The following is a 16,067-nucleotide window of genomic DNA, read 5'->3' as shown; positions in this document are numbered from 1 at the left end:
CTTCACCTTTTTGAATGTTATTAGAATAGATCTTGATGGATAAAGGGTGCCATTGCTAAGGTAATGGCTTGTTCGTAAGTGCTCTGACGCGTGGCGAGTCCTTGAGTTAATAACCCAATGGCTCCACCTTTTTGTTTGATGTTTTCTGTGCCAAATAAATCATCCATCACATTTCCTAACTCTTCACCTTGAGTCAGTTTTTGATAAACAATTTCAGGTAATGGTAAAGCGGCACTGCGGTTGATCCGTTGCTGTTTTAGATCATCAATGACGATATAGGCAAAAGTAAACACACCATCTTGGTTTTGCTCGACACCACCTTCAATCGCGATATAAAAATCCGCTTTATGATGTTTTTTACAATATTCCACTCGGTTGATGGCACCTTGGCGAGTTTCAGCCGCTGTCATAGGTTGATCTGTAACTAAAGAAGGCGCATCAACACCTTGAGGTTCAACATTTGTATTCGGAAAGTAAGCTTTAATTGCTTGTAAGCTAGCTTTTATTTTTACAGGATTCTTTGAGCCGACAATGATTTTTATCTGTGTCATGTTATCGCTTAACAATGTGGAAGAAGAGTGAATTTTAAAAAAGTATTAGGAAGATCAACAAACCTTACTTATTTTGAGTTAGTACCTTACCACAATGATTCTCTAAATATTGACTACACTAAATTCAGTGTATTTATAAATTGAAGTTTTATTGTACTAGGGATAGGTCGGAAATGCTCACCATAGATTCTTCAGCTAAATTTGCGTTATCTGTCGATGATGTGTGTCAGATGTCACATCATCAGCTGAATGACCCCAAAGCCTTTAGAAAATTTCATCAAGGTGTAGAGCTCAACCCTGAAGCTCTTTTATCTGAGCGCTGGTCAAATATTAGTCCCGGCGTATCCCAATTTCTTGCTCACACCATCAACTTCATCATGCTTGAAATGCTGCCTAATTTTTACAGTTTAAAAGAGCTGGAAAAGCAGGGTGGCGTAATTGGTTTTCAAGTGATAAATGTCGGTGGCTATACCTTATACAGCCTGAATCAGCGAGTGGTGGTGCTTAATGGTTTGCCTTTCAATATTGAAACAGAGCAAGCGGCCATTGATATTGCCATCACCTCCGACATTTTTATTGCGTATTTAAGAGGATTATTGCTTAGTGTTTCTGATGATTTATTAGATTCAGATGATGAGAACGAAGACAGAGAGCTAAGTAATACTGAATTACAACTTTACGGAATGCCTGCTGGTGGTTTTGCTGGCTTTGGCGGTGGTTTTGGCAGTTTTGGTACTTCGTCTCCAGGTATTGCAGGTGGAACAGGGGATATAGGTGGGATTGGTGGTATAGCTGGAGGGGGAAGCGATCCTTTCACTGTATCGGCTTGTGCTTCCGATAAAGGTGTGGCTACTCACTGTGTAGCTGATGCCGATGCATGCGGAAGAAACTTTAAGGCAGGCGCTCTTTGCAGTGTTGACGCCGATGCTTGTGCCTCTGATACCGCAGCAGGTTCGGTTTGTTCTAGTGATATTGGTGTTTGTGGTGCCAATGCTGAAGTAGCTCATGCTTGTACATCAGACGCTTCAGCTTGTGGTGGACACGCCAGTGCCGGAGACGCTTGTGCGGCTAACACTGGTGCCTGCTCGGCAGATGCTGATGCTGCTGCTGCATGTGCGGGAAATGCCGATGCTTGTGCAGGTCATGCTGGAGCCGCTAATGCTTGTGCGGGAGATGCTGATGCTTGTGTTGCTGCCGCAAGTGCAGGTGATTTATGTGCAGGAAAAGCAGATGCTTGCGTGGCGGATGCTGGTACCGGCGTTTGTGCAGGAAATGCCGAAGCTTGTGTTGCTAAAGTCTTAGACCTTTGTGAAGCCCATGCTGGAGCATGTGTCGTAGATGTCGATGATGGTGACCCAGTTAGTGCTTGTGTCGTTAATTTTATTCCACTACTGCCTTCATGTTGATACTTGTATTAAGGACTAATCAAGATGCAATCGGTGACGAAACAACAAATCAAAAGCTTGGCAGAGCGAGTATCTAAATATCATATACATATTGATTCGTCTCAGTTGACCCACTCTCAATACAATATTCCTGTCACTCTGAAAAATGACGAACTCCTGCTATTCAATAGTCAAACTCGTGCACTGATCAAGTTAACTGCAATTGAGTATAAGCAGCTTAATGACATATCCTTACTACCTTCAGCTCAATTAAAGTATTTTTTTTCTAATGGCTTTTTGGTGTACAAAAATGCTAATGAACTTGAGCAATTGGAAATGCAATTTTCTCGAATCCGCACCGATAATTCATCTCTGAGTTTAACCCTTGCTCCATCATTAGGATGCAACCTTGCTTGTGGTTATTGTTTCCAAGGAGTCGAAAAAGCACAGGATAAGTTTGATGCAAAAGTTAGCCAAGCCATCATTGATCACTTAGAGATGCAAAAACATGAATTAAACCACCTTTCGATCACTTGGTATGGTGGCGAGCCATTAATGGCAAAGCCTGCTTTATTAAAGTTGGCTGATCGTATGATTGCTTTATGCGATATGAATAAGATCGGTTACGGCTCTTCTATTGTTACCAATGGTTATCTACTCACCGTTGAAACGGCGTTAGAGCTTTATGCTCGTCGTTGTACATGGGCTCAAATTACCATTGATGGCCCTCAAGAAATCCATGATCAAATGCGCCCTAAATTAAATGGTCATGGTAGCTATAAAAAAATTATCGAGAACATACAGGCTGTGGTCACACAAACACCATTGGCAATCAGCACACGTGTAAACGTTGGTCAAAATAATCTCGAACATTGTGAAGCTCTGCTTTATGAATTGCATCAGCTTGGCTTAGCGGAAACGGGTCGCTTTAGTCTGTATTTTGCCCCGATTGATGCATCCACAGCCGAGAGTGGAGAAGCATTCAATCAAAGTTTATCTAAAAAGATATTTAATCAAAAAATCTTAGAGTTTACTCGGCTAGGACAAAAGCTTGGTCTTATTCGTCCTAAATCAGCCCCAAACTCATTTCTTGGTATGTGCGTTGCGGCAAAAAACAATGGCCTTGTGGTTTCGGCTAACGGTGACTTACATAAATGCTGGGAAACCATGCATGATCCACAAAAGAAAATAGGCACCATTTTTGACTACAACAAAGCGTTAGAGTCGAGAAATAATCAGCTTTGGCAACAATGGTCTCCATTTGATAATGATACCTGCCGAGCTTGTAAAATCCTTCCTTTGTGTGGTGGCTTTTGCAGCCATCGATTTGTATATCATGGTGAGGGCGATCAGAAGTCAACGCCTTGTCCTGATTGGAAATGGAATACAGCGGAAAACATCTTTTCAAGGGCGCTTAATGCAGGCGTGGTGAAAAAAGAAGAGTGGTTGGATTCACAAGTTACCATAGACACAAAAATTTCAGGTGACCGTCACAACACCAATAGCTTAAAAAAATCTCAACAGATCTTGCACAACAAACTCAATGAGTTGGGATACAAAGATAATACGATTATTCATATCCAGTCGGTAGGGTAAGCATGGCAAGACTATTTAGAAAGACATTTATTGATCAATATGAAAAGCATCAAACTTTGTCGTTGATTTTGCCTGAAAGGGCATTTCGCTTTTTTAAGCCTATTGCTTATTTGTTTTGTGGTTTCATGCTGGTGTTAGTGCTTTGGATGCTGTTCGCCCGAATTGAAGTGCATGTTAAAGCCAAAGGCATGATTTTACCAATAGGCGGTATTAGAGAAAGTGTTTCCCTAGGTGATGGTCGAGTGGTTAAATCTTTTGATTATGAAAATGGTGATATTGAATCTGGTGACCCAATACTCATTTTGAGCGATCCAATAGCTGAAAATGCCTATCTTTCTGCAATGACACTTTATCAATCAGAGCTTGAGGTAATTAAAGCCGAAGAGAAAAAAGCGCAAGCTAAATACGATGAGCAATTAAAGTTATATCAGCAAAAAATCACTAATAGCAAAGACAAAATCAGTCGATTAAAAGACTTAAAAGCGACGTTTGAAGATGTGCTTGTGAGTTATAAGCGAGTAGGAAAAAGTTCGTTAAAAGATAGCAAAGTCGAACTTGCCAAAACCAAACAAACCTATAAGCGTTATATCAGTAAATTAAAAGCCTTACAGTCTAAAGGTTACAGCAGTGAGCGCACGTTAATCCCGCTATTAAGTAAATATGAGGAGTTGGCTCAATCGCTTTCAACCCTTGAAGAAGCCAAACCTAAGTTGAATTTGAATATCACACAGCAAGAACAGCAAATTGCTACGATTGATGATGACATTACTCAGCAATATCTTGAAATTCAAACTGATTTAAACACCATTGAACAAGGGAAGTTTGAGCGCCAAGCATCGGTTAATAAAATTGCTCTTAAGCAACAAAAAGCAGTACAAGCACTGATCAAGCTTGAGCACAAGAACTGGGTTCAACAAAATATTTTTACCGAATACGATGGAAAACTGATTGATACCAAAAAACGCGTAGGCCAGGTGGTATCAAAAGGGGAAACCATTACCTTGCTCAGCGTTAAAGTACAAAAAAAGAAAAAAATGCTGATTGTTTCTCCGCGAGCTCGTTATGGCCATTTTGATTTTAAGATTAATCGAAAGCTAACGTCAGTTTACGTTGAAGGGGCTAATCAAGGTGCATTACTTGATGATTTAAAGAAGCAATTAGCGGCTTTAGACGATTTATCAAATGTCAAAATTAAAGGTGACTCAGTGGTATTTGAATTTAATGAAAACCAAGTATCACTTAAACATTACCAACTGCATTCTGAAAATGATATTCCGGTATTTAGTAGCCTTGAAACGGTGGGGGAAAATTGGACTAATGATCAATTAGTCAATATCGCCATATTGCGTTACCAAGATGCAAAGCTAGTGAACAAAGGCGATACCGCACTGATACAGCCTTTGTATGAAAAAGCCATAATTGGTGCCAAGTTATCAGCAAAAATTCAATCAATTAGCCCATTCGCATTAACAAAAGTACAGTCTTATTCATTAGTTGGGGATAAAGATTTAGCCAGCAAAATCATTGGTGATGTTCCCGGCGAGGTTGTGATTTTGAGTTTAGATAAAACAGCAACTGGAGCCTATGACTGGGGAGGCAGAAAGCCTGTTAGGCCAATTTCTCCGGGTGTGCCTACAAGCGCCATCATCACTATTGATGAATTAGCGCCAATAGAAGTAATTATTCCTTATATTGCTAGGATCTTTATTGGTCGAAGTTATTAACGGAGTTCAAAATGGGAAACAAGGATGTGTTACAGCAAAAAGTCGAACCTAGATTTGATTTAACGATTCTAAATCGGTTATCGAATACCACCAGTATTCGAAGAATCTACGATGATATTCGAAAGCATTGGCAACAAGATCCAGTGCTAAAGAGTTTGAGTTTATCGTCTCAAGTAACTTCAATTAAGTTACCTAAATCTATCGATCACACTGCAGCAATAAGTTGTTTGGATTATCACTTTGAACGCTTTTTTCTGCCAACAATGAGTGCGATACAAGGTGATACGTATTTTAAGCAAATACAGTCAGTAATTGAATTTCCTAAGCAAGCTATAAAACAAAGTGGTTCGTTAATTATTGAATCGGTACATCACCAGAGCGTGTTCTCTATATTTTATTGTTTGGCTCTCATGGCTTATCAACAGCAAGGCATTTCTCATGTCATCATGATGTATCAGCAGAATGATCCAGATCCTAGGCTGGTTTACTCCAAAGAGCTACTAAAAAACCTGTATCAGATAGATGTGGAATTGATTCAATTTGACGGTGGAACAAATTGGTATAAGCAAGTTAAGCGCTCGAAAACGGAAAACACGCTGATTGTTTATCTGGGTGATATGTCTCCGAATGTTTTTCAAGGCAAAGCCAGTAATAGTGATGAGTATAAGTTGAAACTAACTGTTGCTGGTGGCAAATCGATTGAAGTAAATCGATTAAGTGTCGCCGAAAAGATCAGTGACAAGCTGGGGATCAATCACTTAATCGCCAACATTGAAGGTGACAAACTCACAGTTGAGACTGCAGACAAATCAAAACAACTGTTAGTGTGCCCTATACAATCATGGATTTTCTGGCCAGCTATTGGAACTGTTTATGGAGGGTAATCAGCACTATCTCAATTTAAAGCACTTACAACACTTCCTTGGGACTGTTGCTTATATTGATTGGTCATCAGTTTCTAATGTATCGCTTCCTGTCGGCAAATCTGAGAAGTTTTGGTTACTAGCGTTCAAGAAGCTAGGCTTTATCCACACTGATTGTGAATTAGCCCCTCCTGAATTGAGAAACGCACCACTCTTGTTTGCGGTTCACCACTCTCATGGTCCCATTCTCATACGTACAACGGCAAAAATGATCAGCTTAACTTCTACCCATGTTTTGGTTTTAAATACAGGGGAAGAGCTCAAGATCCGAGATACGAACGACTTTTTTCAGCAGCTCGAAAGTTATCAATTGCTGATTGATGCTTTTTCATGGAGTAAAGAAGTTAAAGCTGAAGCTTTAGCGGAGTATATAAATACACCAATGAAGCGCTTTTTATCGCAATTTATGAAGCTGAATTTTGCGGTGAGCATGATGGTGAGTATTCTGTTTATGTCGGGTATGGATACGTTAAAGTTTATTGTACCTACGCAGTCAGCAATCACTTACATGAATGTTGGCTTTCTTATTTTGGCCGTTATAACCAGTTTTGTTTTTGGTAAATATTTAATGCAACGAGCCCAGAGTTGGATTGATTCCGTCTCGCAAGAAAGGCTGATGTATCTTAGACTATCTATGTTTTGGGCATTGCCTGTCGATAAGCAAAATGACATAGCAAAGCTATGCCGAAATGCTCAGCACTTAGCTAACTTAAAAATAACTTATCGTCAAATGTTGGGTAGCTGTTTTGCGCTCATTCCATTAGCGATTTCAATCTTTTCTCGAGCACCATTCGCTTTAGTAGTCGTGCCTATAATATTGACGGTTTTAGCTGCGATATTAAGTATTAGAAACAGAGAGACCATTGCGGCACTTAGTGAACAAACGCAAGCGCAACTTATCGTAAGTCAGCAAGCGTTAAATAAGTTTATTCAAAACGTTAAACCAGACCTTTACTACAAACGAATTGATACCGCGATGGCTCAATACCAACAAGAGCACATTGATTATTTAGCCAGCGACAGAGAACTTAAGCAGAAAATTCAAAGTAACTTATATCATCAGCATTTTTTTCAAGGGCTTGCACTGAGTGTTGCTATGCTTGTTAGTGCTCACTTAGTCAGTGATGATGTTACAGGTTTCAGCTTGAGCATTAGCAGTGCTTATATGATTTTGTATTTGGTGAATACGGTATTTCGCTCTTTTCCCAAAATCGTCATCATTTTTGATTTAAAAACCAGTATTGATAAAGGCATTGCAAGCATGCAGCAACTCATGATGCCGATGTGTGAAACTATAGAGCCTGAAAGGCTAAGGTTAACGGCATTGTCGATTCGCTTTGAACAAGTAAAACTCCCTCATGATTGCCACTTCAAAGACTGTGATAGCCTAACGACTGAATTTTTTCCTCACTCAATTATTGATATCAGAGGTGCATCTGGTGCAGGGAAAAGCACTCTTATTCGTTGCATTTTAGGCAGCGAACAAGCTTATTCAGGTGAAATAAGAATTGCAGGTGTAGCCTCACATCGATTAACAGAACCCGAAAGGAAGAGCTTATTTTCTTATTTAGGCCAAGAGTCTCGCCTGTTTATTGGTTCACTCAAAGACAATCTAATGCTATTTGCATCAGAAAATACTTCTGAACGAGAGCTATGGAATGCGTTAGATACGGTGCAATTGGGAGATAAAGCTAAGCAGTTGCCGCTGGGGTTAGACACTCCTGTAATGTCAGCTGCAGCGTCATTTTCAACCGGAGAGTGCCAACGAATTTTACTCGCTCAGTTGTTATTTAAATCGTCAAAAGTTTTGATCTTAGATGAAGCACTTTCAGGCATACCAGAACAGATGGAGTTGCAAATACTTACTGAACTTAAATCACACTACGAATATATCATTCGAGTCAGTCATCGAGTGGAACTGCAACATATTGCTGATGAAGTGATTGAATTGAGTATTGGAGTAACGTCATGACTGAGCCGCTGACTACCGAAATTCGATTACAGCAACATCCTGCCGAGTGTGGTGCTGCTTGTTTGGGGATCATATTGGAGTGGATGGGGAATTACCAATCAACCAGTCACTTAAGAACACTATGTGGCGTGAATCGAGACGGTGCTACGGTGGCACAGTTACAAAAAGGAGCGTTTCAACTAGGGTATAAATCCATCGTAAAAAAGAAAGGGTTAAATGCGCTTAAAAAGTTAAATAGACCTATCATATTGCACTGGAACTTAAGCCACTTTGTGGTACTAGAGCAAATCCTAGAAGAAAAAGTGTATGTAAATGATCCTGCAAGGGGGAGGCGAATTTTATCCATCGATAAACTTGCAGAGCATTTTACTGGGGTTTGCATCGAAATCGAGGACAAGCCTAGCAATGAAGGTGAGGGCGCAAATAAATTTTCTTTTTATGACTTTTTATTACCTGTATTCAAACAAAAAGCCACTAAGTTTGTGCTTTTACCGGGCATTATTTTTATGGTGTTGGAGGTCATATACGCAGGGCTTTTCCACGCGTATTACGATATTGCGATTGCCAATAACCTTAAAAACTGGGTTGCGATAATAGGTTTATCGGGGATAATTACCATAGGGCTAAGTTGGCTTATTAACCGTATCAGTCTGAAGTTACAACTTTATCTAAATCAAGATGCCGAATATCGGTTTAATCAGAGCATAATACAAAATTTAAGCAACAAAGATATCGATTTTTTTGACTCTCATTATGATGGAGAGATCAGTCACAAGGTTTCAGGTTTACGAAACCTATCAAACAAACTTGGACAAGCGGTTTTTACCTTCTTTGATACGATAAGCATCACCATCGTATCGCTGATACTAATCCTATTGATTAACCCACCTCTTTTTGTGGTTACCATCATCCCGTATCTTTTACTGCTGGTTTATCGCTTTAAAATAAAAAAACAAGTTAAAGAGCTTACAATAGAGAAATCTCGTGTCGAAACTGAATTCAATGGTCATCTTAATCAGAGGTTATTTGATCTCAAGCGATTTGGATTGATGGGGATGAGATTTGAAATTCTATCGCCACTGATGGGACGTGTATTTCCCAAATTTACACCTGATTTTGAGCTGAAAAAGTTTCTTGCTCGTTATCAAACGGTATCACAGACCATAGATTCTGTTACGCCTGCTTTGATACTGTTTTGTTCTTGTTATTTATTAATAAAAGGTGAATTAAGCTATGGTGCTTATTCGTTTACCTACATGCTCAGTTTGACGGTATTGCCTAAGATTAAACAGTTTCAAGGTCATGTAGATGAGTATCTAAATAGCAAAGATATCGCGATTGACTCAGCAGCATATTATCAAACAGAGGAAGTGATAGAAGAGACAGAAGTTGATGTTGATGCTAAAGATCCAAAGGCGTTGTTTCAGTTGATCGATATGGGCTTTGGTTATAATGGCATTGATTGTGACTTGTTTCAGCGAAAGAACTTAATCATCTATAAAAAAGATGTTTTGTGTTTAGTGGGAAACAGTGGTTCAGGTAAAAGTACTTTATTTGATTTACTGTCGGGTCAAAGAAAGCCAATAACAGGATATGCTCTGTATAAAGGCAAGCCAGCTTTTAAAAATGTTGACGTTGGCTTTGTTTTTGCCAATGAAGAAATCAGTGGCTCACTCACCGAGTTTTTATTTTCTGGCAATAAACCAGATGTAAACAAAATGAAGCAAGTATTAAAACTGGTAGAACTGGATAGAAGGCTTGGATTTCATGCCGAAAATAACAGTAATACTCCTCTTGAGCCAGAGCAGTTTAGTGCAGGAGAGTTGCAACGATTAAGTTTGGCTAGAGCCTTATGCTATCATTCTGAAGTGCTCTTTTTCGATGAAGCTTTTAGTCATGTCGATGCTGAAACCAGCAAACGAATTATCGAACGCTTAAAGCAACAAGGTGTTACCTTAATCATGGTTTCACACCGAAGTGAAATCAGTCAGTTAGCTGATTATCAATTTGAAGTTGAATAAAGGCTGAACTCATAAAACAGGTTAGCAAAATCATACTGTTATTCTATCAATGATGGCTTAATATGTGCGCAATTTGTTGGATTGGGTATGATATGAAACAAGTTTTAGTTTTCTGCTGGCTGCTGCTGTTTTCTCAGTACTCTTATGGTTTGAGTTATGACTTGCCAGCGAATGGCGATAGTTTGGTAGGACGTAACGAAATTTATGTTGTGCCGCAAGGTAAATTATCTTTAGAGCATATTGCCGCACAATTTAGTGTTGGTTTGACGAATTTGATGCAAGCCAACCCAAATGTTGATCCTTTTCTCCCCAGAGCTGGGCGTAAGCTCATCATCCCCCAAAAATTGATCCTTCCTAAAACCGTTCGCCGAGGCATCGTCATCAATCTAGCTGAAATGCGTTTGTATTATTATCCTAAAAGAAAGAAGACCGTTGAGGTATATCCCATCGGCATTGGTGAAGTGGGAAAAGAAACCCCTGAAAATTGGATTACTCGGGTCTGGCGTAAAAAAGCCAACCCTACATGGACACCCACCACCAAGATGAAAGCAGAATATCTAGCACAAGGTGTAACTTTGCCAGATGTTTGGCCTGCGGGCTCTGATAACCCAATGGGAGCCTATGCACTTTATATAGGAAATATGTTTGCGATTCACGGCACTAACGCCAATTTTGGGATTGGGTTAAGGATCAGCCATGGATGTATACGCTTACGTAATAAAGATATTGAGCACTTATTTAAGACAATACCGATAGGGACAAGGGTACAAATTATTAATGAGCCAATCAAAGTTGCAGCTCTTGTTAATGGAGAACGTTACATCGAAGTTCATCAACCGTTATCAAAAAATCAGCGACAATTCGATTCTAATAGCGCTTTACCTTTAACCATTTCGAAACCAATAATGAGGTTTATTGCCAATGCTGCTACGGATTCGGAAGTGTTGAAACAGGCGTTAGAAGAACGTTCTGGGTTGGCAGTCGTTGTTGGAAAGGGGAAGAAAAAAGCCATATGAGAATTCAGATGGCTTTTGATTTTAGATTAGAAAGCTATGTTACTTTTGGCGACGACGTAAAGCCGCGACTGGAAGCAATAGTAGCGCTAACCAACCTAGAGAACCGCTGGATTTTTTAGCTGGCTCTGGTGTAGGCGCTGGAGTCGGAGCTGGTGCAGGTTTAGCATTAACTGTTGCCGTTACCGTTACGGGTTTACTGTCCCCGCGTCCATCGTTAGCCACGACTGTAAACTCATAACTACCCACAGGTGCACTAAAGGTAATGGTGTCATCTTTGGCAACAAATTCTACTTTTTCGCCTTTGGTTTGAGTCCACTTGTATGTAACAGTGTCGTTTTCAACGTCTTGTATGTTGGCTTTAAGAGTAACCTTGTTACCTTCTACAATACTAGAGTTTTCAGCTGTAAGCGTTGGCACAGTATTACCTTTAATTTTAACTGTATTCTCTTGAGTAACAGCGCCACGTCCATCAGCCACAGTGACAGAGAATTTGAGTTCATTATCACCTGCTGGGGAAGTAAAGGTGATCTTGTTGTCTTTAGCCACAAAATCAACTTTTTTACCGGCGGTTTGCTTCCAAACATAAGTATGGGTATCACTATCGGTATCTGTACTGGTTGCTATTAACTCTACTTTTTCAAGGTCTCTAACTTCAACGTCTTTTAATGTTACAACTGGTAGGCTGTTCCCATTAACTTTTACCTTGTTGGATACAGTGACTGTTCCACGTCCATCATTTGCTGTTACTTGGAATTCCAAATCGTGGTTACCAGCTGGACTGGTGAAGTCAATAGTATTGTCTTTTTGTGAGAAGGTGACTGCTTGCCCTTTTGTTTGTTTCCAAACGTATTTTAGGCTGTCGCCATCAGTATCACTGCCGGTTGCGGTCAAAGTAACACTATCGAGATCTCGGACTTCAATATCATGAACAGAAATGACTGGGAGGTTATTTCCATTTACTTTAACTGTTGCAGTAGCTTCAGATTCGATTCGAGTATCAGAAGTTACAACTTTAAAGGCTAATTCATGACTTCCAGCAGGAGAATTGAATGTCAAGATGGCTCCATTAGTTGAATAGTTAACAGCTTTTCCTGATATCTGAGTCCATTCATAAGTTAATTTATCGTTATCATCATCAGAAGCAACAGCAATTAATCTAACTTCTTCAACATCTCTGACAACTGCATTGCCTAACGTGACAGTTGGAGTCGTATTGTTAACCTTAACTGTTACGGTTGCTGGCATAGAAATGTTGCCATTACTATCAACCGCCTTAACTGTGATAGTTATTGTTTCTGTTTGTTGATTGATATAGCCTGATGGGGCAACCATTATTTGCCCTGATTTGGAAACAATTACATTAGTTGATGACGAACTTAATGTAATAAACTCAGTGATCGGGCTACTTAACTTATCAGGATCTGATGCTTTTACTGTTCCTAACACTGTCCCAGGTACAGTACCTTTATCAACGGTTACTTCAGTATTTTCAAGCGTAGGTGCAGAATTAGCCTCTTCACTTTCATCAATCTTGACATCCAAGTTACCATTTCTAGTTAGTAAAATAGCACCTTTGGCATTTGGATCTTTTTGGACTGTTAAGTAACCTTTTTCGCCTTTTTCTATCGCTTCCAGTCTTTCACTGTCAGCTTTCTCTGTTTTTCTGAAAATCGAAACTGTTCTAGTCGGTGCTACAGTGATTTCTTCAGTAACAAAATCGGCATTGGGTGATATTCTCCAATCAAATATGCTGTCTTCAACACGATAACGAACTTTAATGCTTTGGTTTGCTTTTGAAGCGTCAATTCCCACTTCTTCTGAACATGAAACCAAAGTCAGAAAATTGGTGCCAGCATAGTGAAGGCCACGGGTAATCGCACCATTTGGGATGCCATAACGAGTTGAAAAAGTGACAAGTCCTCCTGGACGGCCACGTCCAAACATTTCATTTCTTAATGCTTGTGCGCTGTAATCCCATGAACCATCGTTATCTACGTCAAAATCTACTTTGATACCAAATGGTTTATTAACTAAGAATGGGTCTCTTAATTGGATGGTATTTGTAATGATAAAGTTAGAATCACAGGCAGGTTGAGGTAAGAACTCAGTTGAAGCGCTGATTAAATCAAAACGTCTTTCATTTTCGACAGGATCTGTAGCTGTTAATGAAATTGCTGTAGGAGCTACAAGCTCTGTGTCAGCTTTGTTTTCAATAATGAATTGTTCTTGGTTATCAACCAAAACACGCTCTACATCAATTTCATCTTGAGATTTAGGCAGCATGTGGTAAACCACATGAAGTGCTTTCTCATCACCCTGCAAGAAGTCAATTGAGCCGTCAAACTCAACCTTTGTTAACAAATCACTGGCAACTTTGGCTGGGTTGTCTGTTCCTGGAGCAGGGAAGTTAATCATAGTTGAGGTTAGCTCCCACTCAGGAAGCTTGGCAGGCTCAATTTTTGCGGTAACATCAAAGCTGATAGAAGCTTTTGCTGGAACTTTCACATTATCGGGCACGGTTATGGTAAGTGCGCCTGAATCAATATCATCTTGATAACGAGGTGTAACTTTCAAATCATACGTTAGATCTTCATCGGAGAAGTTTTTAACAGTAATCGTTTTTGTTAGGGTTACTTCTGAAGAAGCTTTTACTAAACCAAAAGCTAATGCGGCTTGTTTAGTTGATTCATCCCATGCTACGACAGGAAGTTTTGATGCTTTTTCTACATCGACTAAACCGGCTCCAATGTAACTAATAGGTGCTAACGCTGTACTTGGCTTTTGTGCTTTTGGTTCCATAGTAACATCGAGGTTGGCAGCGTTCATCAAGGTTGCTTTAATTTCTAAAGCATTACGTTCTGGGAGTGCTTCGCGAAGTAAGCTTACAGCTCCTGCCGTAATAGGTCCTGAAAAAGAAGTGCCACTCGCTGGGGATAAACCATTTCCTGTACCTGGGTGTGCAGTTTGAATGGCGACACCTGGTGCAGTAATTTCCGGTTTTAATGTTCCTGCTATTGATGGACCACGCGAAGTAAAGTCTGCAATCGCACCTACAGAATCAAATTCTTTTGATACAAATGAGTAGGTAACATCATCGTCGGCAATTAGCTGCTTAAGCTTATTTCCTATAGCTTGTGTGATCCCCACAGATGGGATAGTGATATTGGTTGCAGAACCGCCTGGGGCTATATCTCCAGATCTATTATTGGCTATGATTACAAACTTTGCACCTTTATCTTGAGCATGCTTGACCTTATCAACAAATGCGCAAGCTCCACGATCGATTATGACGGCTTTACCAGTGAAATCAATATTGTCAGCAAATGCAACACAACCATTTTGATTTGATGCAGGATAAACTAACGGTGCATTGTCTTGGCTAAAACTAAAGTTATTTGAAGGGTTAAAGCCTGAGTTTAAAGCTTCTGCTTTTTCTCCATCAACTGTAGCTGTTAGTTCTCCTACCTTTCCTGTTGGATGTGTCATAGCTCCGACAGATAAAGCGTGATCTGAGGTGCTGGGACCACCGACAATAAATGGGGTTGGGCCATCGTTGCCTGCGGAAATTACGAGGTTAACCCCTAGTTCTACCATACGGTCAATTTGTTCTTGTACGGCATCACCACGGTTGTATCCAAATGAACCGCCTAATGACATATTTACCGTGTCTACACGATCAGAAATATCACCATCATTGTTTGGATCCATAGCACGCTCTAGTGCTCTTAATTGAGCTACACCAGGACAACCACCACCACAAACACTATAAACAAATAGTTCAACATCTGGTGCAACACCTGTTACCGAATGACTTACATGCGTACCATGACTTGTGCCAGCATCAATGGGATTTGGATCATTATTTATAAAGTCCCAACCACCTTGAACTATTCCCTGAGGCCAGTTTACTGAACCACCTCTATTCGCAACCGCAGCATCATAGGCTTCTTTTGTGCCCGCACCGCCAAAGATCTTATGTGTGTAATCAATACCTGTATCTAAAATGGCAACTCGTTGCCCTTGACCTGTCGCTACAGCATCATCGATAAGCTGTTTTGCTTTGATATATACTGCAGAATCAGCAACATGCAAGTCATAGTCATATATCGGCAGGATAGCCTCGACTTCTGGTAGTTGTTTTAAATGCGCAAGCTGTTTTTCATCACCGGCGACAATAATCGCGTTGACCAATACTTTCGTAGTGCTTAAAACGTTCAGACCCGAAATATTGCTTTCAAGGGCTGACATGACTTGCTGTTGAACATTTTCAATAGAATTTACTGCTTGGAAAGATGAATAACTTTCTCCCATGCTCATCGACATTTCTGATACCGACGGCGTTTTTAATTTAACCATCCAAGCCGACGCTTGTTGTTCTTTTTTAGGTGAAAGTTCGGCAAACTCTGGTGTTAAGTTAGAAGTCAGTCCCAAGGCTTGATACTTTTCAACGCCATTACCGACAGCATTACTTGAAAGTAGCGCCGCTGAAATAGCCAATGCTATTTTGGTTCTCATTAGATTTCCCTATTTTGGTTAACATTTGTGATTGGGATATGCATCAATAAGCATTTTTAATAATGCTTTTGTTCTAGTATGAAAGATGTAATTCTTTTGCTTGATACATTTCGAAACTAATTTTTAACCTTTTGTGTTTCTATTTGCAACATGAATTTAACCATTCCGTTGCAAAAACACTTGCAGATTTATATTTAAATCTCTGAGGGTTTTATTCCCCGCAGCTTGCTGCGAAATTAGGTGAATGAGTGAGTTTATACACAAGAGTCATAACGTAACTGTTTTGTTATATCACCTAGTTTTCCCAGCAAAATACAGAAGGGCAGTTTTTGATGAATCAGTTGACGAAGAACTGAAACAAGTC

At 39.9% G+C, this 16,067-nt stretch carries 10 protein-coding genes; 8 read left to right on the top strand and 2 right to left on the bottom strand.

Annotation, left to right across the window (positions count from 1 at the left end; all coding sequences use genetic code 11):
* Nucleotides 1-20: 20 nt before the first annotated feature.
* Nucleotides 21-551: an inosine/xanthosine triphosphatase gene (gene yjjX / locus D5018_RS14015; RefSeq protein WP_121839625.1), complete on the bottom strand. Its 531-nt coding sequence runs from the start codon at nucleotides 549-551 to the stop codon at nucleotides 21-23.
* A 173-nt stretch (nucleotides 552-724) separates the two neighbouring features.
* Here yjjX and D5018_RS14010 point away from each other — a divergent pair, with 173 nt between their 5' ends.
* From D5018_RS14010 to D5018_RS13980, 7 genes are all read left to right on the top strand, one after another.
* The gene (locus D5018_RS14010; RefSeq protein WP_121839624.1) at nucleotides 725-1,957 is read left to right on the top strand and encodes a hypothetical protein; all 1,233 of its coding nucleotides are present in this window, start codon (nucleotides 725-727) and stop codon (nucleotides 1,955-1,957) included.
* A gap of 24 nt (nucleotides 1,958-1,981) precedes the next feature.
* Nucleotides 1,982-3,532 (top strand): radical SAM/SPASM domain-containing protein, encoded by a 1,551-nt coding sequence (locus D5018_RS14005; protein ID WP_121839623.1) that lies wholly within the window; start codon nucleotides 1,982-1,984, stop codon nucleotides 3,530-3,532.
* A 2-nt stretch (nucleotides 3,533-3,534) separates the two neighbouring features.
* Nucleotides 3,535-5,256, top strand: coding sequence for an HlyD family secretion protein (locus D5018_RS14000; RefSeq protein WP_121839622.1), 1,722 nt, complete (start codon nucleotides 3,535-3,537; stop codon nucleotides 5,254-5,256).
* Nucleotides 5,257-5,267: 11 nt separating this feature from the next.
* Nucleotides 5,268-6,140, top strand: a complete 873-nt coding sequence (locus D5018_RS13995) for a hypothetical protein (RefSeq protein WP_121839621.1) — start codon at nucleotides 5,268-5,270, stop codon at nucleotides 6,138-6,140.
* Complete coding sequence (locus tag D5018_RS13990) at nucleotides 6,130-8,151, top strand: ATP-binding cassette domain-containing protein (RefSeq protein ID WP_121839620.1); 2,022 nt, start codon at nucleotides 6,130-6,132, stop codon at nucleotides 8,149-8,151. The genes D5018_RS13995 and D5018_RS13990 overlap by 11 nt, the downstream gene beginning before the upstream one ends.
* On the top strand, nucleotides 8,148-10,172 hold the full coding sequence (locus tag D5018_RS13985) for a cysteine peptidase family C39 domain-containing protein (protein WP_121839619.1): 2,025 nt from the start codon (nucleotides 8,148-8,150) through the stop codon (nucleotides 10,170-10,172). Before D5018_RS13990 ends, D5018_RS13985 begins: the two co-directional genes overlap by 4 nt.
* A 92-nt stretch (nucleotides 10,173-10,264) precedes the next feature.
* On the top strand, nucleotides 10,265-11,188 hold the full coding sequence (locus D5018_RS13980) for a L,D-transpeptidase family protein (protein ID WP_121839618.1): 924 nt from the start codon (nucleotides 10,265-10,267) through the stop codon (nucleotides 11,186-11,188).
* Between the two features lie 39 nt (nucleotides 11,189-11,227).
* On the opposite strand, the gene D5018_RS13975 is transcribed toward D5018_RS13980, so the two are convergent.
* The gene (locus D5018_RS13975) at nucleotides 11,228-15,703 is read right to left on the bottom strand and encodes a S8 family serine peptidase (RefSeq protein WP_121839617.1); all 4,476 of its coding nucleotides are present in this window, start codon (nucleotides 15,701-15,703) and stop codon (nucleotides 11,228-11,230) included.
* A 244-nt stretch (nucleotides 15,704-15,947) separates the two neighbouring features.
* On the opposite strand from D5018_RS13975, the gene D5018_RS13970 reads away from it, so the two are divergent.
* Nucleotides 15,948-16,067 (top strand): transposase (locus D5018_RS13970; protein ID WP_207819292.1); only part of this gene is annotated, 120 nt, incomplete at its 3' end.

The organism is Parashewanella curva (assembly GCF_003675895.1).
GTDB lineage: Bacteria > Pseudomonadota > Gammaproteobacteria > Enterobacterales > Shewanellaceae > Parashewanella > Parashewanella curva.
The sequence above is the reverse complement of the archived record's forward strand: the minus strand, read 5'-3'. Positions and strand labels throughout refer to the sequence as shown.